The organism is Streptomyces sp. CB02261, from assembly GCF_001905665.1.
Lineage (GTDB): Bacteria > Actinomycetota > Actinomycetes > Streptomycetales > Streptomycetaceae > Streptomyces.
The window spans coordinates 582739-604095 of the sequence record NZ_LIVX01000004.1 but is presented as its reverse complement, the minus strand read 5'-3'; the positions used below and the strand labels follow the sequence as shown (position 1 = coordinate 604095).

At 71.4% G+C, this 21357-nt stretch carries 17 protein-coding genes; 8 read left to right on the top strand and 9 right to left on the bottom strand.

Going from position 1 to position 21357, the window contains the following annotated elements; all coding sequences use genetic code 11:
- Positions 1-4: 4 nt before the first annotated feature.
- The 4 genes from AMK29_RS16070 to AMK29_RS16055 are packed head-to-tail and all read right to left on the bottom strand — an operon-like array spanning position 5 to position 6181.
- Entirely contained in the window at positions 5-1741 is a 1737-nt protein-coding gene (locus AMK29_RS16070) for a GAF domain-containing sensor histidine kinase (protein ID WP_073813326.1), read from the bottom strand.
- Between the two features lie 51 nt (positions 1742-1792).
- Positions 1793-4414 carry a cation-translocating P-type ATPase gene (locus tag AMK29_RS16065; protein ID WP_073813324.1) on the bottom strand — a complete coding sequence of 874 codons (2622 nt, stop codon included), beginning with the start codon at positions 4412-4414 and terminating at the stop codon, positions 1793-1795.
- Between the two features lie 7 nt (positions 4415-4421).
- Positions 4422-5282: a universal stress protein gene (locus AMK29_RS16060; protein WP_073813322.1), complete on the bottom strand. Its 861-nt coding sequence runs from the start codon at positions 5280-5282 to the stop codon at positions 4422-4424.
- Complete coding sequence (locus tag AMK29_RS16055; protein WP_073813320.1) at positions 5279-6181, bottom strand: universal stress protein; 903 nt, start codon at positions 6179-6181, stop codon at positions 5279-5281. Before AMK29_RS16055 ends, AMK29_RS16060 begins: the two co-directional genes overlap by 4 nt.
- Before the next feature lie 253 nt (positions 6182-6434).
- Here AMK29_RS16055 and AMK29_RS16050 point away from each other — a divergent pair, with 253 nt between their 5' ends.
- The gene (locus AMK29_RS16050; RefSeq protein ID WP_073813318.1) at positions 6435-7058 is read left to right on the top strand and encodes a CBS domain-containing protein; all 624 of its coding nucleotides are present in this window, start codon (positions 6435-6437) and stop codon (positions 7056-7058) included.
- 22 nt (positions 7059-7080) lie between these two features.
- Complete coding sequence (locus AMK29_RS16045; protein WP_073813316.1) at positions 7081-8070, top strand: Acg family FMN-binding oxidoreductase; 990 nt, start codon at positions 7081-7083, stop codon at positions 8068-8070.
- A gap of 27 nt (positions 8071-8097) precedes the next feature.
- Here the strand turns inward: AMK29_RS16045 and AMK29_RS16040 are convergent, their stop codons facing one another.
- Genes AMK29_RS16040 through AMK29_RS16030 form a run of 3 tightly spaced genes read right to left on the bottom strand, consistent with a single transcriptional unit; the run spans position 8098 to position 12337 of the window.
- On the bottom strand, positions 8098-10488 hold the full coding sequence (locus AMK29_RS16040; protein ID WP_073813315.1) for a glycoside hydrolase family 65 protein: 2391 nt from the start codon (positions 10486-10488) through the stop codon (positions 8098-8100).
- Positions 10485-11258 carry an HAD family hydrolase gene (locus AMK29_RS16035; RefSeq protein ID WP_073813313.1) on the bottom strand — a complete coding sequence of 258 codons (774 nt, stop codon included), beginning with the start codon at positions 11256-11258 and terminating at the stop codon, positions 10485-10487. Before AMK29_RS16035 ends, AMK29_RS16040 begins: the two co-directional genes overlap by 4 nt.
- On the bottom strand, positions 11258-12337 hold the full coding sequence (locus AMK29_RS16030) for an alcohol dehydrogenase catalytic domain-containing protein (protein WP_073813845.1): 1080 nt from the start codon (positions 12335-12337) through the stop codon (positions 11258-11260). The genes AMK29_RS16035 and AMK29_RS16030 overlap by 1 nt, the downstream gene beginning before the upstream one ends.
- 173 nt (positions 12338-12510) lie before the next feature.
- On the opposite strand from AMK29_RS16030, the gene AMK29_RS16025 reads away from it, so the two are divergent.
- The 6 genes from AMK29_RS16025 (at position 12511) to AMK29_RS16000 (ending at position 18178) form a co-directional block, all read left to right on the top strand.
- Positions 12511-13938: an MBL fold metallo-hydrolase RNA specificity domain-containing protein gene (locus tag AMK29_RS16025; protein WP_073813311.1), complete on the top strand. Its 1428-nt coding sequence runs from the start codon at positions 12511-12513 to the stop codon at positions 13936-13938.
- A gap of 90 nt (positions 13939-14028) precedes the next feature.
- Positions 14029-14433, top strand: coding sequence for a cyclic nucleotide-binding domain-containing protein (locus tag AMK29_RS16020; protein ID WP_073813308.1), 405 nt, complete (start codon positions 14029-14031; stop codon positions 14431-14433).
- A 10-nt stretch (positions 14434-14443) separates the two neighbouring features.
- Positions 14444-15097, top strand: a complete 654-nt coding sequence (locus AMK29_RS16015; RefSeq protein WP_073813306.1) for a CBS domain-containing protein — start codon at positions 14444-14446, stop codon at positions 15095-15097.
- A gap of 2 nt (positions 15098-15099) precedes the next feature.
- A complete protein-coding gene (locus tag AMK29_RS16010) occupies positions 15100-16434 on the top strand; it encodes a nicotinate phosphoribosyltransferase (RefSeq protein ID WP_073813304.1) in 1335 nt (444 codons plus the stop codon).
- A gap of 96 nt (positions 16435-16530) precedes the next feature.
- Positions 16531-17436, top strand: a complete 906-nt coding sequence (locus tag AMK29_RS16005) for a potassium channel family protein (protein WP_073813301.1) — start codon at positions 16531-16533, stop codon at positions 17434-17436.
- Positions 17437-17506: 70 nt separating this feature from the next.
- The gene (locus AMK29_RS16000) at positions 17507-18178 is read left to right on the top strand and encodes a DUF4389 domain-containing protein (RefSeq protein ID WP_073813298.1); all 672 of its coding nucleotides are present in this window, start codon (positions 17507-17509) and stop codon (positions 18176-18178) included.
- Here the strand turns inward: AMK29_RS16000 and AMK29_RS15995 are convergent.
- Complete coding sequence (locus AMK29_RS15995) at positions 18106-20859, bottom strand: cation-translocating P-type ATPase (protein ID WP_079196900.1); 2754 nt, start codon at positions 20857-20859, stop codon at positions 18106-18108. The two genes, AMK29_RS16000 and AMK29_RS15995, sit on opposite strands and share 73 nt — an antisense overlap.
- A complete protein-coding gene (locus AMK29_RS37920) occupies positions 20852-21352 on the bottom strand; it encodes an Rv1733c family protein (RefSeq protein ID WP_443334071.1) in 501 nt (166 codons plus the stop codon). Before AMK29_RS37920 ends, AMK29_RS15995 begins: the two co-directional genes overlap by 8 nt.
- Positions 21353-21357: the final 5 nt, after the last annotated feature.

Genomic DNA, 21357 nt, shown 5'->3' with positions numbered 1-21357 from the left:
GCTCTCACTTCCGGACAGCGGCCAGGGGGACGCGCCACTCGAGCACGGTGCCGTTGCGGGGTTCCGCCCGTGCGACGACGGAGAGAGAACCGCCCAGGCGCTCCGCCCGTTCAGAGAGGTTCCGCAGGCCGCCGTGGGGCCGGCCTTCTGGGATGCCTACACCGTTGTCACTCACTGTCACGGTCAGTACGCCGTCATCCGCGACAACCGCCACCTCCGCCCCGCGGGCCCGAGCGTGCCGGGCCACGTTGGTGAGCGCTTCCCCGATCACCGCGATCACCTCATCGGCCACCTCGTGAGGCACATCCGTGTCGAGCAAGCCCTCCATACGAAGGGCGGGGGTGAACCCCAGCGTCGGCGCGGCTGATTCGACTGCTTTGACGATGCGGCTCCTGAGCTTCGGTGCCGTTCCGAAGGTGTCGTGGTCCCGGAGGCTGAAAATGGTCGAACGGATGATCTTGATGGTGGCGTCCAGGTCGCCGATGGCCCGGGCCAGCCGGTCTGCCGCTTCCGGGTGCTCGACGAAGCGCCGGGCGCTCTGCAGCGTCATCCCGGTGGCGAACAGGCGCTGAATCGCCAGATCGTGCAGGTCGCGGGCGATCCGGTCGCGGTCCTCCAGAAGAACCACCTGCTCGGCATCACGACGCCGGTCGGCCAGTTCGAGTGCCAGGGCCGCCTGTCCCGCGAATCCGGGGAGAGCGGCGATCTCGACGCCCACGAAAGGGGGCCGACCCCTACGCCGGGCGAGGATCAGTACGCCGCTCAGCCGCTCCTTCGTGCCGACCGTGACGGCCACCGCCGGTCCGAAGCCATTCCAGCGCTCCGGCTGCACCGTCACGCGCTCGTCGCTCGCGACGTCCGCCGCCGTGACCAGTCCGTCTTCGTCCATGAGGGCCGCGGCGGCCAGGGTTCCTTCGCTGCTCGGCAGGACCACGCTTCGATGCGCTTCGGCGCCCTCACCACGCGCCAGCGAACCCCGCAGTTCGCCACCCGTGCCCATCAGGTAGAAGACCCCCATGTCGGCGCCCGCGATGTCCACCGCCTGCTCCAGCATCCCCTCCAGCACCTGGGACTCTTCCGCCCCGGACAGAAGAGCGCTGGTGAAGTCCGAGCTCGCCGCCAGCCACCGCTGCCGGAGGCGGCCCTCCTCATAGAGGCGGGCGTTCTCGATCGCGATACCGGCCGCGACTGCCAGGGTCGTCACGACGGCCTCGTCCTCGGCGTCGAAGTCGACCCCACCACGCTTCTCGGTGAGGTAGAGATTCCCGAAGACCGCATCGCGGACCCGGATGGGGACGCCGAGGAACGAGTGCATCGGCGGATGGTGGGGCGGGAATCCGTACGAGGCGGGATGCTCGGACAGCTCGGACAGGCGCAGCAGCTGGGGGTTCCGGATCAGTTCGCCGAGAATTCCGTGCCCGGAGGGCAGATCTCCGATCTGCTCCCGCAGGTCGTCGCCGATGCCGATGGGGAGAAATTCGGAGAGCTTCTTGTCGTCACCGATGACTCCGAGGGCTCCGTACTCGGCGTCCACGAGGGTCACCGCCGCCTCCACGATCCCGCGCAGGACCTGTGGCAGGTCCAGTTCCCGGCCGACGGACATGACGGCTTCAAGGAGCCCATTGAGCCGGTCCCTGGTGCCCCGCACCTCGTCGATGCGTACCTGGAGCTCTTCGAGTAGTTCATCCAGCCTCAGCCGCGGAATCCTGCTGCCTGCCGACTCGGAGCCTTCACCACCCATCGAAACCTCCGGAAGCGTCGAGCGCATGGACAGGGCTCGACGCACGCACTTTCACCGTAGTCCGGATGTGCCACCCGCTCCTGTCGGCTGGCCGGGGTGGAATGCGTTCCGTACGACGCGGGCCGCCACGAAGCCGGCGGGTGCACAGGCGAGAGCGATACCGGCACCTGCCCAGTCGAGAGGCTCCGTCTCCAGGACCGAGCTCAGGAAGGGCACGTACAGCGCTGCCGCGGCCAGCAGGGTGGAGGCGAGGACGGACAGGGGAAGGAACGGGTTCTTCCGGGTCAGCAGCCGGGCACGCAGCCCCAGGACGACGCCGAGCTGGGCGGCGAGGAGGGCGAGGAAGAGAACGCTCTGCCAAGCCAGGTCCAGCGCCTGGGCGGCGAGTCCCGCGCCGAGAGAGGCCGTCGTGACGACGGCGGCGAGGACGAGCAGGCGCTGCCAGGCACCGCCACCGAGGATGTGCTGGCCGGGCGGGCGCGGCGGACGCCGCATCGCTCCCGGGGAGGCCGGTTCCGCTCCCATGGCGACGCCGGTGAGGCCGTGTGTGAGGAGGTTGATCCACAGGATCTGCCCCGCTCGCAGGGGCAGGGGCAGTCCGAGGACGGGACCGATGAGCATGATGAGGATCTCGGCCGCGCCACCGGACATCCCGTAGACGAGGAAGCGGCGGATGTTGTCGTAGACGCGCCGGCCCTCGTCGACGGCCGCCACTACCGTCGACAGCTCGTCGTCGGTGAGGACGAGGTCCGCCGCCTGCCTCGCCACCTCCGTTCCGCGCGCTCCCATGGCGACGCCGATGTCGGCCCGGTGCAGGGCGGGGCCGTCGTTGACGCCGTCGCCGGTCATGGCGGTGACCGCTCCACGGGCACGCCACGCCTCGACGATGTCCAGCTTCTGCTGGGGATCGGTACGGGCGAAGACCCGGACCGCGGTGAGGTCAGGGACCCGTCCGGCGGCCACGTCCGCTCCCGTGACGACATCGCCGTCCGACTCATCCCCCTGGCCCACGAGATCGACGTGGGACGCCACCGCCCTCGCCGTCGCAGGGTGGTCACCGGTGATCAGGATCGGGGTGATGCCGGCCGCCCGGCAGGAGGCGAGGGTCGCGGCGGCATGCGGCTTCGGTGGGTCGCTCAGCGCAACGAGGCCAAGGAGCGCGAGGCCCGACTCCGCCGCGGTGACCGGACTCGGCAGGTCGTCCCGTACGCCCGATGCCACGGCGAGCACGCGGTATCCCCGCGCGGCCAGGTGCGCTGCCTCCTCGCGGGCCTGCGCGAGCGCGTCCGGAGAAGCGTGCAGGACGGCCCGGTCGAGTACGGCTTCGGGAGCGCCCTTCAGGCAGACGAGCAATCCGTCTCCGTCAGTCTTGTGGAGTGTGCTCATGCGTCTGCGGAGGCTGTCGAAGGGCGCTTCGCCGACCCGGGGGCGGGTCACCGACAGCTCCGCCGGCTCCGGGCAGCCCGTCTTGGCCGCGGCCGTGAGCAGAGCCGCTTCCATGGGGTCGCCCAGTGCCGCCCAGCGACCGTCGGACGCCTCGGCGTCCACCGGGCGCAGCGTGGCGTCGTTGCAGAGGGCGGTCACCGTCAGCAGCTCGCGCAGCGGCTCGAGCTCGTGCGCCTCCGCCAGCCTCCCGGCGACAAGGGCGTCGCCCTCGGGCTCGTACCCCACACCCGAGAGCTCGGCGCTCACTCGCGGTGTCCAGATGTGCTGGACGACCATCCGTCCCTCGGTGAGCGTGCCGGTCTTGTCGGTGGCGAGGACGGACACCGAGCCGAGCGTCTCCACTGCGGGCAGCCGACGCACCAGCGCATGCCGGGCGGCCATGCGCCGGGCTCCGAGAGCCAGGGCGAGGGTGACGACGGCGGGAAGGGATTCGGGGACCGCCGCCACGGCCAGGCTGATGGCCGTGACCGCCATCGTCCCGAGCGGGAGCCCCCGCACCAGGCCGAGGGCGAAGACCAGGACGCAGAGCGCGAGCGTCACAGCTGCGAGGATGCGGCCGAGAGCGGCGAGGCGGCGCTGCAGCGGGGTCGGCTCGCGACGTTGGTCGAGAAGAGCCGCGATGCGGCCGAGGGCGCTGGATGCCCCGGTCGCCGTGACGATGGCCACGCCCCGGCCACGGACGACGACCGTGCCGGCGCTCAGCGTCGCACCGGATTCCTTGTCGACGGGCACGGACTCCCCCGTGAGCATGGACTCGTCCACCAGTACGGCGGACGCCTCGGCGAGCTCGGCGTCGGCGGCGACGATGTCGCCCTCACCGACCACGAGGACGTCACCCGGGACGATCGACGCCGCCGGGAGGTCGCAGACAGCGCCGGCGCGCCGCACGCGCGCGTGCGGGGCGGTGAGGGCCGAGAGGGCGGCAACGGCGTTGTCTGCCCGGATCTCCTGCGCCACGCCGACGGTCGTGTTCACGAGGACGACCAGTCCGATGACGATCGCGTCGGGATGGTCGCCGATCGCGAGGGTCAGTACGACAGCCCCCAGGAGCACCATGATCAGCGGGTCGGTCAGCTGGGCCAGGACACGCTTGTGGAGCCGTACGGGCTTTCTCGCGGTCACCTCGTTGGGGCCTGTGTCAGCGAGCCGCCGGGCGGCCTCCTCCTGGGTGAGTCCCGCCGTCTCCCGCACCGGTGCAGGTGCCCGGTCCGCTGCCGACGCCGTCATGGCTCGCTCACCTGGCAGGGACGGTGATCACCGGGCAGTGGGCCCGGTGCAGCAGGCCATGGACGACGGATCCGACGCGCATCCCGGTGTATCCGCCCCGGCCTCGACGGCCGACGACGACGGCAAGGGCGTGCTCGGCTGCGTCCGCGAGGATCTCTACGGGGGAACCGACCGACACCTCGTGGGTGAGCCGGACGTCCGGGTACTTCTCCGTCCAGCCCGCGGTGGTTTCCGAGAGCAGGCGACGCTCGGCGTGGAACAGCGTGTCGGCGCTGTGCGGGGAGAAGACGGGTGGCTGCCAGACGGCGATGGCACGGAGTGCGCAGCGCCGGAGGTCCGCTTCCTCGATAGCCCAGGCCAGGGCTGCTCGTGAGGACTCGCTGCCGTCGACACCGACGACGAGGTAGGGCGTCTCCTGCGTGACGTGTTCCGCGTCGCCCACGACGGCCACCGGGCAGCGCGCCTTCGCGGTGACCGGAACGACGAGGGAACCGGCGCTCAGGAACTCCTCGGTACGACTGAGATGCCGGGAGCCCAGCACCATCATGTCGGCCTCGTGTGACAGGCCGGCCAGGACTCCTGCCGGCAGCCCGTCGAGAAGGGCGGAAGTGGACTCGAGGCCCGGGTGCCGGGCGTGCGCCCAGGCGAGCGCGGCACGCAGAGCTTCCGTTCCGGCCTGCTGCTGCGCCAGGTGACGAGGAGTGTCGTCGACGTGTTGGGTGTCGTGCCGCGGTGGTACCGCGACCACCAGGCGCAGTCCCGCTCCTCGCAGGTGAGCCTCGTCCGCAGCCCAGGCCAGGGCCAGGTGCCAGTTCTTGACCGGGTCGATACCGACGACGATGTCACTGCGACCTGTTGTGCTGGTCATGACGTGCTCCCATGTCCAGGCCCTTGCCGAGGGATGAGCTCCACGGGGCAGTGGGCGTGCTGCAGCAGGGTCAGCGTGATCCGGCCGAGCGTCGGTCCGAGGTAGCCGGGCGATCGCCGGCCGCCGACGACCAGGAGGGCGGCGTGGCGGGACGCGTCGACGAGAGCTCCGGGCACGCTGTGGCTCTTCTGGGTGTCGGCGTGCACCGTCGGATTCGGGAATTCCTCCCGGAGCCGGTTCGAGACCGAGGACAGTACGCGTGCGTGATCGCGGGCGATCTCGTCGCCACCGTTGCGCAACGCCGCCCGTGAGCCGGCGGACTGCTTCACACTCCAAATGTGCAGGAGCCGCAGAGGCACCTTTCGGAGCAGGGCTTCGCGGGCCGCCGCACGGGCGCAGCCCACGTCGGCCTCGTTCCGAACCGCCGCGAGCACCACACCGTCCTCGACGGGCTCCGCGGCCCCGCGCACCACGACCACGGGCGTGGTGGCGCCGGCCGCGACCTCAAGACCGACCGATCCGAGCAACAGCGAGGAGAACCCCCCGAGGCCCCGGTGTCCGACGACGATCGTGCCGGTCAGGGCGGCGGCTCGTCGCAGGCTGCCTGGAGCTGGTCCATCGGTGAGTTCCTTGACGACCGTCAACTCGGGATGGCGCTCCGTGATCGCCTCGGCGGTCCGGTCGAGCAGCTCCCACCCCGCTTGCCGGCTCCCGACGATCTCCGCCTCGGACAGAAGCGGGACCGGTGCGTCCGTGTCCGCCGCGTGAACGAGGCAGAGAGCACTACCCCGCAGGGCCGCCTCCGCTGCCGCCCACATCACCGCCGTGTGTGCGGACGGTGATCCGTCGACGCCGACGACGACCCTGCCCAGACCGGGACCGGTTGTGGCTGCGTTCATGGCTCCTCCTCGCAGAGGCCGAGGGACCTCCTTCCACCCTGGCAGCTGGTCACGATGACCGCAGGGCCGCTGGGGGCAACGAACGGGACCATAGGTCCCGCCCCCCCCGGTCGGACGGAGCGCGGACGCGGCAACGACGAGCCCGTTCGGGCCTGAGGGTGGACCATTCGGCCCTCGTCGCCCCCGAGCGTGCGTTGGAGGGTGGTGACAGGGGACAGCACACCGGCCGAACACTCGAACAGGAGACGCGGTGATGAAGCACATGAAGGTCGGCGGTCTGATGACCGACGACGTGGTCTCCGCCGTCCCTGCGGCGTCGTTCAGGGATGTGGCGAAGCTGCTCGCCGAGCACGACATCAGCGGGGTTCCCGTCGTGGACGAGGACGACCGTGTTGTCGGTGTCGTCTCCGAGAGCGACCTCCTGGCCAGCGACGAGCTGACTGCGCGGGGCCTGATGACCACGCCGGCCGTCACAGTGCACGCCGACGAGACGGTGGTCGACGCGGCACGGCTGATGGTGCGCCGCGGAGTCGAGAGGCTTCCCGTGGTCGACGAGGAGGAACGACTGGTAGGCATCGTGACCCGCCGCGATCTGCTCTGTGTCTACCTTCGCCCGGACTCGGAGATACGGCGCCGCATCCGTGAGGACGTCCTCACGGATGCCATGGGCCTGCCCGGGGATGCGGTGGACGTGCACGTCCTCGACGGCGTGGTGACGCTGGGGGGAAGCGTCCGGTGGCGGACTCAGGCCCTGATGCTCGTCGGACTCGCCGAGCGCGTGGACGGCGTCGTCGCCGTCGTGGACAGGCTGTCCTTCCACGAAGACGACACACATCTGATATCCGCCACCCGGACTCCGCACGACATCTCTTGGTGACTCACCTCAGACAGGACGAACCGTGTCTCCCACCACGCTGACCCGACCACTCGTGACGTCGCTGATCGAAGACGCCGTCACGGCTCCCTCGATGCACAACGCACAGCCCTGGAAGTTCGTCTGCACGACGGGCACCGGGGTCGTCGAACTGCACGGCGACCCGCTGCGCGGCATGCCGCGCGGGGACCCCGACCACCGGTCCCTCCACCTCGGCTGCGGCGCCGCCCTGTTCGGTCTGCGGGTCGCCGCCGCGCACCGGGCCCTGCATCCCGTGGTCCGGCTGCTGCCCTCCCCGAACGATCCCTGGCACCTCGCCGACGTACGGTTCGACGGCCCCGACGACGCCGACACCGAACTGGGCATACTCCATGCCGCCCTGTCGCGTCGGCACACCAGCCGCTTCCCCTTCACCGAAGAGGAGATCCCCTCCGAGGTGATCGACGGACTCCGTGCGGCGGCCCTCCTGGAGGGCTGCCGACTCGTCGTACCGGGAGCGTGGCACACCGACACCGTCATGGGTCTCGTCCACGCCTCTGAGCTGTTCGAGGCGGCGGACGAGGCCGTACGGGCGGAGATCGCCGCCTGGACACGCACCGGTGCGGGTGGGGAAGGCCCCGGCACCGAGGGCATCCCCTCGTACGCCTTCGGCCCGCGGCAGTACGACGTGACCTCCCCCGTCAGGGACTTCGGCGCCCCCCGACAGGTGCCGGCCCGCACCTCGGCGCGCTTCGAGAAGAGTCCTCAGATCGCACTGCTCGGCACAGTCGAGGACACCCGGGAGGAATGGTTGAGGGCCGGCCAGGCCATGCACCGGGTCCTCCTGCAGGCCACCCTCGACGGCCTTGCCACCTCCCTGATGTCCCAACCGCTGGAATGGCCCGAACTCCGTTCCGAAGCACGCGATCCCGGCTCGATGGTCAGCTTCGTTCACATGGTGTTCCGCCTGGGCTACGGCCCCCAGGGTCGGGCCACACCGCGCCGTCCCGTCTCCGAGGTGCTCGCCTTCTACTGACCGGATTCTCACCGACGGAGCCACTTCTCACAGACGGAACCAACGCTCCTGTCCGGGTGCGACAGTGACCCTCCGGTCGCCGGGGAGGACGACGGCGAGCGGGCCCGCGGGCGAAGCGGGGACCCGGATGGCCAGCCGACCGGGAAGCATCCGCAGGCGCACCCCTCGATGACGGCCGACGCACAGGGTGAAGGTGAACCGTGGGATCTCCGCCAGTGGCACCGGAGCCACCCGAAGCCCCTCCGGTCCCGTTGCCAGGCCGGTGATCCCGCGTTCGACGAGGTCGATCGTGCCGGCCATCGCGCCGAGATGGATGCCCTCGCCGGTCGTGCCGCCCTGGACATCGGCCACGTCGGCGAGCAGCGCCTCCTCGCAGTAGCGCCAGGCTTCAGCGCCTTTCTGCCGGGCCAGCACCCAGCCGTGGACGAGACTGCTGAGCGTCGAGCCGTGGCTGGTGCGTCGCAGGTAGTACGAGACGGTCGCACGCCACATCTCGTCGTCCAGCCCGTAGCCCAGCCGACCGAACAGGCTGTACAGCTCCTCGGGCCGGAAGAGGTAGCCCAGCATGAGGGTGTCGGCCTGCTTGGACGCCTGGTAGCGGTTGACCGTGTCGCCCTCGGCCTCCAGGATCCGGTCGAGTCTGCGGATGTCGTCGTACCGGGCCCGGTACGCCTCCCAGTCGAGCTCCGCCAGCTCGCCGTAACCCTCGAACTGGCTCACCACGCCCTGGTGGAACGGCACGTACAGACGGCGGGAGACGGCCTCCCAGCGAGCGGTCTCGTCGGCGTCCAGCGCGAGTCGTTCCGCCAGTTCCGAGCGGCGGGCCGCGGGCAGTTCGCCGAGCAGGTCGAGGCCGCGGGCAAGCACCCAGGCGGCGGTCACGTTGGTGTAGGCGTTGTCGTCGATCCCCGGGGTCGTGGCATCGGGATAGGCGTCGTGGTACTCGTCGGGTCCCACGACCCCACGGATGCGGTAGCGGCCGAGCACCGGGTCGAACGCGGCAGCCCCGGCCCAGTAGCGGGCGACCTCAAGGAGGATCTCCGCCCCGGCCGCGTGGAGGAATCCGCGGTCGCCGGTGGCCTGCGCGTACCGCCAGACGTTGTACGCGACGGCCGAGCCCACATGGCGCTGGAGGTGGGAATGGTCGGCCAACCAGCGCCCTGAACGCGGGTTGAGGTGCAGGACCTGCGTCTCCTCCCGGCCCGAACTCGCGCTCTGCCATGGGTACATGGCCCCTTGCTGACCGGCGAGGCGGGCGGCCTCGCGGGCGGCCGGCAGTCGACGGTGCCGGTACATGAGCAGCGCGCGCGCCACCTCAGGGAAGTGGAGGTCGAGGTAGGGCAGGACGAAGAGCTCGTCCCAGAAGACGTGCCCCCGGTACGCCTCACCGTGCAGTCCGCGGGCGGGAACGCCCACGTCGAGGTCCGCCGTGTGTGGGGAGAGCGTCTGCAGCAGGTGGAACACGTGCAGCCGCAGGATGCCGCCCGCCTCGCCGGGCACGTGCAACTCACCCTGCTCCCAGACACGCCGCCAGGCCGTCTTGTGGGCGGAGAGCAGCTGCGGGAAGGAAGGGGCGCTCGCGATCGCGTCGGTGGCTGCCGGGAGCGGGTCGGCGGCCGGCCGGTCCATCGAGGTGTGCAGTGCCAGAGTCTTCACGACCATCGCCGAGCGGTGCGGAGCGACGGGCAGGCGGTAGGTCTGCACAGTGCCGGCACTGGTTGCCTCCTCCCTCGCGGGCCGCGCGGGGCGGGTGGCCGTGCGCACCGCCATGGCGATCCTGGCGCCCGGATCGACGGTACGGCAGGAGATCCAGCCGACGCCGCCAGGCTCGAACCCGGTCCGGTGGTCCGTGAGATGACGCCCGTCGAGGTGCCGATAGCGCTCCACTCCGGCGTTGGTGACGGAGCCGTCGAGGACGGACTGCACCTCGACGGAACCGCTCCAACCGTAGGCGCGGAACAGGGTGCACTGGGCCGCAAGCCCGGAGTCTCCCATGTGAACGACGCGGATGTGGCTGACGCGCAGGCCCCGCCCACGGGCAGCCTCGAAGAACAGGCGGCGGGTGAGCACACCCGCGCGCAGGTCGAGACGGACGTCGTAGTGGCGCAGCTCCCCGGAGTCCGGCGTCAGCCAGTCGCCGGCCGGCCCGTCGTCCGGCAGACAGCGATAGCGCAGTAGCGTCCAGTTCGGAAGGTTGACGAGGTCCTCGTTGTCGACCCGTTCGCCGGCGACGACCGAGGGGAGCCGGTCGTAGCAGCCGGCCAGATAGGTCCCCGGATAGTGCGCGCCTCCGGCGGGGCACTCGGGAGCGGAGCCCCGGGTGGCGAACCGGCCGTTGCCGAGCGTGCAGAGCGCTTCGACCAGCGGCTCGCGCCCCGAGTCGTAATGGTCGTACCCCCACGTCCAGCCGGTGGTCATGGGCGCTCACCCCACACGCTGCGGACCAGCGTCGTGAGATCGGGAACCACCAGGTCGGCACCCTGCTCTCGCAGGAGGGCGGCGGTGCGTCGCAGCGGTGTGCGGTCGACTCCGGCGACGAGACCGAAACCGCCGCGACGCGCCGCCTCGACTCCGGCGAGTGCGTCCTCGACGACCGCCGTCTCCTGCGGGCAGCCGCCGAGGAGGGCCGCCGCCCGCAGGAAGAGCGCGGGATCCGGCTTGCCGGCGAGGCCGAGCCGGGCGGCGTCCTCACCGTCCACGATCACCGCGAGGAGACCGGCGAGCCCCGCGGCACGGATCAGTGCCCGGGCGTGCCGGGAAGCGGAAACCGCGGCGCACGGCACGCCCGCCGTGCGCAGGGCCGCGAGAGCCGGCCTGGCGTCGGCGAAGGCCGTGACGCCTTTTGTACGAAGCAGATCGACGAACGCCTGTTCCTTGTGTGCCGCGACACCCCAGACCGTGCCGCAGCCGGGCGCGTCGTGCGGGTCTCCCGGTGGGAGGTGAATGCTGCGGGCGGTGAGGAAGGCGGCCGCTCCGTCGTACCGGGACCTGCCGTCGACGAACCGGCGGTACTCGGCGTCCGCGTCGAAGGGCGGCTGTGTCCCGCTGTCGGGCGCCAGTTGGTCGAGGCAGGCGTCGAACGCGATCTTCCACGCCGCCGCGTGCACGACGGCGGAGTCGAGCAGAACGCCGTCGGTGTCGAGGACGACACCATCCGGCGGCCGAGAGAGCGAGCCTCGGCCTTTCATCAAGCTACCGGCGCGTCGGGGAGTCTGACGACCGTGTGCCGCGGGCCCCCCAGCGCGACCTTCAAGGCGCCGGTCTCGGCCGCCCGGCCGAAGATCTCGTACGCCTCCTCCATCTCCCCCAGCTCGAACCGGTGGGTGACCAGTTCCGCCGACGGCAGCCGCCCGGCGGCCATCATGCGCAGCAGCATGGGTGTGGACGAGGTGTCCACCAGGCCGGTGGTGATCGTGACGTCCTTGATCCACAGGTCTTCCAGGTGGAGGACCGCGGGCTTTCCGTGCACTCCGATGTTGGCGACCCGGCCGCCGGGTCGGACCATCCGGGTGCACATCTCGAACGCCTCCGGGACACCGACGGCCTCCATGACGACGTCGGCGCCGAGGCCGTCGGTCAGATCCGCGACGAGCTGCTCGGGGCCTTCCTCGGCATTCACGGTGGCGTCCGCGCCGAGGGCACGGGCGGCGGCAAGCCGCGACTCGGCCAGGTCGACGGCGACGATGCGGCCCGGACTGTAGAAGCCGGCAGTGGCGATGGCGGCGAGACCGATGGGGCCCGCGCCGACGACGACCACCGTGTCGGCGGGGCGCACGGCACCGTTCAGGACCCCGACCTCGTAGGACGTGGGGAAGATGTCGGCGAGCAGGACCGCGTCGGAGCCGTCGATGATGTCCGGCAGCGCGTGGACGGACAGGTCGGCGAAGGGCACACGGACGTACTCGGCCTGCGTGCCGTCGACGGTGTGACCGAGGATCCAGCCACCTCCGCCACGGCACTGCCCATAACGGTTCTCGCGGCAGAAGCGGCACCTGCCGCATGCGGAGATGCAGGAGACCAGGACGCGGTCGCCCGGCCGCACCGTGCGGACGTCGCCCCCGGTCTCGACCACGGTGCCCACCGCCTCGTGTCCGAGGACCCGGCCGGGCGTCACCTCCGGCACGTCACCCTTCAGGATGTGCAGGTCCGTGCCGCAGATGGTGACGACGTCGACCCTGACGATCGCATCGGCGGGGTCCTCGATGCCCGGGTCGGGTACGTCCTGCCAGGCGATCCGACCCGGTCCCTGGAATACGAGTGCCTTCATGGCGCCCACCTGCTTCCTGTCGCGCGTCGCTGCGGTCCTCGTCCACCAGGCTCCACCGAGCCCTCGGGCGGCACATGAGCCGGTCGGCCCCCGACAGGGGCCGCTCGGACCCTCCGGTCCCGGCCGGTCGGATGCGAAGGTGGAGACCGGTCCACTCCGAAGGAGGGCTGACCGTGTCCGAGGCAGCCCCGAACACCGCTCCCACCGCTCCGCGACCCGCACTGCTCAGTTTCCTGGGCGGCGTGGGAACGGTCACCGGAAGCAAGTTCCTGGTCGAGAGCGACCATGCGCGGATCCTCCTCGACTGCGGTCTCTTCCAGGGTTTCGCGACCTTGCGGCGCCGCAACTGGGAACGGTTCGCCCGCGACGCCGCGGACGTCGACGCCGTGGTCGTCACACATGCCCATCTGGACCACTGCGGCTATCTGCCCCGCCTGGTCCGGCAGGGCTTCCGCGGACCGATCCTCACCAGCGCCAACACGGCCCGGCTCGCCGGAATCGTGCTGCGAGACAGCGCCCGGCTCCAGATGGAGGCCGCCCGGCACGCCGATGAGCACGGCTGGTCCAAGCACCGCCCGGCCAAGCCGCTGTACGACGACTCCGATGTGGAGAAGTCGCTGGCGTTCTTCGACCCGGTCCCGGTCGGGGAGGACGTGGAGATCATGTCCGGTACCCGGCTGACGCTCCACCACGGCGGACACATCCTGGGATCCGCGTGGGCCCGCCTGACCCTGGAGGACGGCCACACCCTGGCCGTGTCCGGGGACCTGGGGCGGCCCGGACACCCACTGCTGCTGCCGCCCGAACCGTTCTCCGGCGCCGACGTGCTGCTGATGGAGTCCACGTACGGCGACCGCCGCCACGACCAGGAGTCCGCCCGGTCGGAGTTCGCCGCCGTGATCGCGCGGACCGCCGCCCGGAGCGGCACCGTCGTCATCCCCGCCTTCGCGATCGACCGCACCGAGGTCGTCCTGCACGAACTAACGCTGCTGCGCGAGACGGGCACCCTACCTCGATCGGTCCCCGTGTACGTGGACAGCCCGATGGCCCTGGCCGCCCTCGACGTCTACCAGGACGCGGTACGAGAGCGCTCCCCCGAGCTGCGGCCGGAAATCCTCGCCGAGGGAGCAGCCGCGCTGAGCCCCGCGCCGTTCCTCGCCGCGCGCACGGTCCAGGAGTCCATCGGGATCAACGAGGTCAGGGGACCCGCCGTCATCGTCTCCTCGGCCGGCATGGCCACCGGCGGCCGCGTCCTGCACCACCTGCACCGGCTGCTCCCGGACCCGCGCAACGCGGTCGTCGTGGTCGGCTTCGCCGCTGCGGGCACTCGGGCGCGGGACCTCGTGGACGGAGCGCGGGCACTCAAGATGTTCGGCGAGTACGTGCCCGTACGGGCCGAGGTCGCCGACGTTCCCCACTTCTCGGCACACGCCGACGCCGGACAGATCATCGACTGGCTGCGCGGCGCACCTCCCCCGCGCACCACCTACCTCGTCCACGGCGAACCGGCCGCTTCCGAGGCGCTGCGCGACCGCATCGACCGCGAACTCGGCTGGACGGCCGTCGTGCCCCGCTCCGGGGAGGCCGTCCTGGTCCGCTGACAGGGCCTGTCGGTCCCACGTCGGGCCTGGTCGGCCCTCGCCGGACCGGCCACCGCGCGAGAGTGTGTATGTGAGGGCTGGAGGCACGGTATGAGCACCATGACCATGCTGCTGAGCGAACTCACTCCGGAGGCACGTGACCGGCTGCTGCGGCAGTCCCGGCCGGTCCGCATCCCCGCGGGTACGCGCATCTTCCGCGAACGGCAGCCCGCCGACCGCTTCTGGATCATCGAGGCGGGGCGCGTCGACCTGGACGAGCACCGCCCTGGTCACGGCGCCACGCTCGTCGGCACCCTCGTGCCCGGCGACCTCTTCGGCTGCTCCGGAATGCTCCCTCCGTACCACTGGCACTGTGGTGCCACGGCGACCACCGAGGTCCACGCCCTCGAATTCGACGGGCAGGCCGTTCGGGAGCTGTGTGCACAGGACACCGCCGTCGGTGTGGCCGTGTCCGCCGCAGTGGCCGCCACAATGGCGCGACGGCTCCTCACGTAAGGAACAGGCGATGACATCGCAACCGTTTACCGTGGCCGACGTGATGACCAAGAAGGTCGTCGCCGTCTTGCCCGGCGCGGAGTTCAAGGAGATCGTCACCGCCATGGAGCGGTGGAAGGTGACCGCCGTACCCGTGGTGGAGGGCGAGGGCCACGTCGTCGGAGTGGTCTCCGAAGCGGACCTCCTCCGCAAGGAGGAGTTCCACGACCACCGCCTCGGCCTCGTCGAACAGATGCGGCGGCTCGACGCCACTGCCAAGGCCGGGTCCCGGCGGGCCGAGGACCTGATGACCTCGCCCGCCGTCACCGTCACCCCAGAGGCATCTCTGCCGCAGGCCGCGCGCCTCATGGCCGCCCATCGCGTCAAGCGGCTGCCGGTCGTCGACGCGAGCGGGACGGTCCAGGGGATCGTGAGCCGGTCCGACCTGCTCAAGGTCTTCCTCCGCTCCGACGACGAGCTCGCCGCCGAGGTGCGCCGAGACGCCATCGAGCACCTGTTCCCGCTCTCGCACCACCAGGTCGACGTCCGTGTCGACGCGGGTGTCGTCACCCTGTCCGGCGAGGTCCGCGACAGCGCGCTCATCCCACTCGCGGCACGCCTGGCGCGGGCTGTCGAAGGCGTGGTGGACGTACGGTGCGAGCTCACCGCCCAGGCCGGGACGTAGCCGTGTCCGAGGTGACTGCCACCGACCTGTACGAGGTCACGATGGCGCTCTCGTACCTGCGGGAGGGCATGCAGGCACCAGCCACGTTCAGCCTATTCGTCCGTGACCTTCCGCCGGGCCGCGGGTTCCTCGTCGCCGCAGGGCTGGCACCGGCCCTCGACTACCTCTCCCGCTTCCGGGTGGGCGGCACCGACGTCGAGGAGTTCGCCGAGGCGCTGCGGCGGCCGGTCGAGGACCTCGAACCGCTGGACGGGTTGTCGTTCGACGGGCAGGTACGCGCCGTGCCCGAAGGACGGCTCGTCCTCGCCGGTGAGCCGCTCCTGGAGGTCACCGCGCCGCTGCCACAGGCCCAGCTCGTGGAGACGCACCTGCTGTCCCTCCTCTGCCATCAGACGGCCGTCGCGTCCAAGGCGGCCCGGTGTGTGCTCGCCGCCGCCGGGCGGCCCCTGGTGGACTTCTCGCTGCGCCGGACCCACGGACCCGAGGCCGGCATGCAGGCGGCGCGCCTCTCCTCCCTGGTCGGCTTCGCCGGGACCAGCAACGTCGCCGCCGCGACCCGGTACGGCATCCCTGCCGCCGGCACGATGGCCCACGCGTACATCGAGACCTTCGCCTCCGAGGAGCAGGCGTTCCGGGCCTTCGCCCGCACCCATCCCGGCCCGGTGACCTTCCTGGTCGACACCTTCGACACCGACCGTGGTGTCGCGACGGCGGCGCGCGTGCTCAAGGACCTCGGGCTGGGTCCGGGGTGCGGGATCCGCCTCGACAGCGGAGACCTGGGCGCGCTGGCTCGCCGGGCCCGTACCGCACTCGACGAGGCGGGGCTGAGGGACGTGCAGATCATCGCAAGCGGCGGTCTGGACGAGTACGGCATCGACCGGCTCGTGCGGAAGAGGGCACCGATCGACGTGTTCGCCGTGGGGACCAAGGTCGGCACGGCCGCCGACGCCCCGTACCTGGACGCGGCGTACAAGCTGGTCGAGTACGACGGGCGGCCCGTCATGAAGCTCTCGTCCGCGAAGGTGACGGCTCCCGGCCCGAAGCAGGTCTTCCGCGGCCCCGGCCTGCGGGACGTCATCGGCCTGGCGAACGAGGAGCCTCCTGAGGGCACGGTGCCTCTGCTGGGGACCGTGATGCGCGGCGGGCTTCGTACAGAGCCGTCCGACACCCTGGCCGCCGCCCGGACCCGCTTCGAAGCGGATCTCGCCGCGATGCCGGACGAGGCACGGCGTATCGATCGCCCGACGGCACCCACGCCCATGGTGTCGACGCGGCTGACGGTCCTGACGACGGCCGTGCGACACAGGATCGAGGCGCGGACGGGCACCGGGCAGTAGACGTGAACCCCGACCGGCCGCTGCCGCAGTCCGCCACCGGGCTGACATCAGTGGCTGCTGGAGGGAGCGCGTCGGCGCCGGGGGAAGAGTGCCGGAATGACGTGGCTTCCGATGCTCGCGGGCGCCCTACTGGTGCTGTTCATCCTCCGAGACCTCTTCCACACCCTCTGGCACCCGACGCGCCACGGCGGTCTGAGCAGGCTGGTGATGAGGGCCACGTGGTGGCTGTCGGCCCATCCCGGCGCGCGGTGGCGGTCGGCCGGTCTCGCCGGCCCGATGGGCATGGTGACGGTTCTCGCGGTCTGGGCCCTCACCGTGGCCGTGGGATGGGGGCTCATCTACTGGCCCCACATGCCCGAGGACTTCTCCTACGCCACGGGGCTCGCCCCCGCCGAGCACGCGGGCCCGCTCGACGCCCTCTACGTCTCCCTGGTCACCCTGGCCACGCTCGGTCTGGGAGACATTGCGCCGGCCTCGGGGTGGCTCCGTGTGCTCGCCCCCATGGAGGCCCTGGTGGGCTTCGTCCTGCTGTCGGCGACCGTCGCCTGGATCCTCGGTATCTATCCAGCGCTGGCCCGCCGTAGGGCGCTCGCCCTACGGCTGTCCCACGTGCGCCGCAGCCTGGTCGCCGCCGAGGCTCTCGACTCCGACGGGGGCGCCGCGCTCCTGGACGGTCTCGCCTCGGCCCTCTCCACCATCACCGTCGACTTCCTGCAGTACGCCGAGTCGTACTACTTCTACGACGGGGACGAGAACACGTCCCTGGCCGGGCAGCTCGGCCACGCCGTCGGCCTGGTGGACCAGGCGGCGGAGGCCCGTCATCCGGACGTCCGGCTCTCCGCCTCGGTGCTGCGCACGGCACTGGAGGACCTGGCCGCCGTGCTCGACGAGCGCTTCCTGCGCACAGGAGAGAACCCTGAGCACGTCTTCAGGGCCTACGCCGACGACCACGGACGCCCCCCGGAGCCGGCCCGACCTGCGCCGGGCGGCGGAAGCGGGTGATCCTGAGAGGTGGGGGGGGACGTCGACGGTCGGCGTACGCGCGGGAAGACCTGGCGAGGAAGTGACGACCATGGACATACAGCTCGCCCCTCGGCCTCCGGTGGCCGTGACCGCCGAGCTTGACACCCCACTGTCCCGCTGGCTGTGGCTGGTCAAATGGATCCTGGTGATCCCCCACTGGATCGTGCTGTTCTTCCTCTGGATCGCCTTCCTCGTCGTGACGGTGATCGCGTTCTTCGCCATCCTGTTCACCGAGCGCTTCCCACGGGGCCTGTTCGACTTCAATCTCGGCGTGCTCCGCTGGTCCTGGCGCGTGTCGTACTACTCGTACGGAGCCCTCGGCACCGACCGCTACCCGCCCTTCAGCCTGGGTCCGGAGCCCGACTACCCGGCCCGGCTCGACATCGCCTACCCGGAGCGCCTCTCGCGCTCGCTGGTCCTGGTCAAGTGGTGGCTGCTCGCCATCCCCCAGTACCTGGTGATCGCCTTCTTCACCGGTGGGATGCAGGTGCACTGGTGGAGCGGCGGTCTGATCACCCTGCTGACACTCATCGCGGGCTTCGCCGTGTCCTTCACCGACCGGTATCCGCGCGACCTGTTCGCCCTGATCGTCGGCCTGAACCGCTGGGTCCTGCGCGTCGCCGCCTACGCGAGCCTCATGACGGACGCCTACCCGCCCTTCCGACTCGACCAGGGCGGCGAGGAGACGGCGGGGACCGAGCGTGGTGCGGCCGGCAGCTGACGGCGTCGCCTGGCGCGCCGCAGCTCGTCCGTGCCCCACACCAGGACCGGGAAGGTCGCGACGAGCAGGACGACGTCCAGAGGGAGGGCGGCTGTGCCGAAGAGGTGCTGGAGCGGGGGCGCGTAGACGAGGGCGGCGGTGAACGCGAGCTCGAAGGCGATGCCGGCGAGCAGCAGCGGATTCGAGAACACCCCGATGTCGCGGAGTGCCGCGTGGTCGGTGCGGGCCGCGAAGGCCGTGCCGACCTGGCAGGTGACGATGCCGGCGAAGGTGGCCGTGGTGGCCGTCACGTAGGCGTGGTGCAAGGGGCTGCCCGTGCCCGTGGGAGCACCCGGCTGCCAGCCCGCGCGCCACAGCACGTAGAAGTAGCCCGCCATGACGAGGACCGCCGACACCAGGCCAAGGTATCCCCAGCTCCGTATGAGCATGTCGCGGGAGATCACGCCCTGGTGCCGTGGCCGGGGCGGCCGCTGCATGATGCCGGGCTCGGAGCGCTCCCGACCGAGGGCGAGGGCGGGCAGCGTCTCGGTGCCGAGGTCGATGGCGAGGATCTGCAGGACGGTGAGCGGCAGCGGTACCGCGCCGGCGGAGAGCGCGAAGACGAGGAAGGGCACGATCTCCGGGGTCGCGTGGGCGAAGATGTAGACGATGAACTTGCGTACGTTGTCGTAGACGCGGCGCCCGGATTCGACAGCGGTCACGATGGTGGCGAAGTCGTCGTCGGTGAGCACCATGGTGGCGGCCTCGCGGGCCACATCGGTGCCGGAGCGTCCCATGGCCACCCCGATGTGCGCGCGGTGCAGCGCGGGGGCGTCGTTGACGCCGTCACCCGTCATGGCGACGATCCGGCCGTGGGCCCGCAGAGTGTCGGCCACCTTGAGTTTCGTCTCGGGCGAGGAGCGGGCGAAGACGATCTCGTCGTCGCCCTCCACGAGAAGCCGGTCGAGCTCGTCGTCGCCCAGCGACTCGGAAGCCGCGACCACGTGCAGGCGGGGCACTCCGATGCCCACCTCCCGGGCCACCGCCGCGGCAGTGGCCCCGCTGTCCCCCGTCACGATGTGCACGCGCACCCCGGCCTCGTGACAGCGGCGTACGGCATCCGCCACCTCGGGGCGCGGCGGGTCGTACAGCCCGACCAGACCGAGCAGCGTCAGTCCGGATTCGGCGTCCTGACGGCGCGACGGCGGCTCCGCGCCCGGCGGCAGGTCGCGCGCGGCGACGGCGAGGACCCGCATGCCGCCCTGGGCCAGTTCCTCCGCCGCCGAGCGGGCGGCGTCCGTGGCGGAGCCGGGAAGGACCCGGGCCAGGACCGCTTCAGGCGCCCCCTTGGCGACGATCCGCAGGCGACCCGTCGCCTCGTCGTCCTGCACGACCGACATAAGCCGCAGCCGCGGATCGAAGCGGAACAGTCTGCGCCGTCCCGCGTCGCGTCGGGCGAGGTCCACCGGCGCCTCGTGGTCGGCGGCCCCGGCGACGAGGGCAGCCTCGGTCGGATCGCCGTGCAGCTCATCGTCCTCATCGCGGGTGACGGTGGTACACAGGGCGCTCGCCCGCACCAGCTCCTGCGCCCAGGGTCCGGGTTCCGCTCCATGCCCCGCGGTCCAGAGAGCTCTCAGGCGCATGCGGTTGCGGGTCAGCGTGCCGGTCTTGTCCGTGCAGATGACGTTCGTGGAGCCAAGCGTCTCCACGGCGCTGAGACGCTTCACCAGGGCGCCTTCGCGGGCCAGCGCGCGGACGCCGACGGCGAGGGCCAGCGTGATGGTCGGGAGCAGTCCCTCGGGGACGTTGGCGACGAGGAGCCCGATGGCGAACGTGAGGGAGTCGGTCACCGGCAGTCCGACAGCCACGCCTAGGACCAGGAACACGGCCCCCATGCCGGTGGCGACGCCGGCGATGAGCCAGGCGACCTTCTTGACCTGTCGTTCCAACGGGCTCGCCTCGCGCCGGGTCCGCTGGCTGAGGGCGGCGATCCGGCCGAGCTCGGTGTGGTTGCCGGTGGCGAACACGACGGCCCGGGCCTGTCCCTCGACACAGGTCGTCCCGCTGAAGACGAGGTTCGGCTCCTCCAGCAACGGGGCCCCGAGGAGCCCGGCCGCGGCCATACGTTCGGCGGGGACGGACTCCCCCGTGAGCATCGACAGATCGACTTCCACTCCGCCTTCGGTGACGCGCGCGTCGGCAGGGACCTTGTCGCCCTCTTCCAAGACGATCACGTCGCCCGGCACCAGGTCGCAGGCCTCCACGGTGAGTGGTCGGCCGTCGCGTACGGCGAGGGCGTGCTCGGGCAGGTAGCGCGCGAGGGTCTCCACCGCGCGCTCGGCCTGGCGTTCCTGCAGCAGCGCGAAGCCCGCGTTGACGGCGACGACCGCCAGGATCGCCCAGCCGAGCACCCCGAGATCCGCGACGAAGGCCAGCGCCGCGGCGGCCCAGAGCAACAGGGCGAGCGGGTGGACCAACTGCCCGACCAGCTCCCGCACGAAGGAGGAGCGGGTCTTGCGCCGCACCTCGTTCGGACCATGGACGGCGAGCCTGCGGGCGGCCTCGCGAGCGGACAGCCCATCCGGTCCGGTGGCGAGTTCCCGACGCAGCCTGGGCAGGGGCTCGCTGGGGTCGAAGGGCAGCGCCTCGGTGGAGGAAGCGGTCCGCTCCGCGGTGGTACGGCTGTCGGCACGGTCAGTCATCGTCGTCTCCTGCACCGCTGCCCCGGCCGGACCATACGGGTTCCACCTGCTCCCATTCGCGTTCCCAGGCCGCGAGCCGGTGCCCATCGGTGCCCCGCCGTACGAGGAAGACCACGGCGGCGCCCGTGACCCCGACGGCACCTGCCGCCGCCGTACCGCCCGAGAGGGAGGTAAGGGCCCTGTCCGCAGCGCTGCCCGGGGGCCGGACAGGGACCCCAGCGTCGTTCACCCAGACCGTCACGGTTCGCCCCTGGGGCGTCGCGGGCGGGACGTGGATGTTCCCGGACCGGGGGACGTGGTCGGGCTGCTCCCACACCGCCGGCGCGACGGCCTGCGGCTTCGTGCCGTATCGGGCGGCGCCGGGAGGGTCCTTGGACGGCCCAGCGGTGGTCGCCGTCACCTGATGACGGTGGGCGGCGATCTCACGATCGGCCTTGGCTCCAGCCGTCCAGAGGATCCCGGCGGCCACTGCGCCGCAGATCAGAGCGATCATGAGCA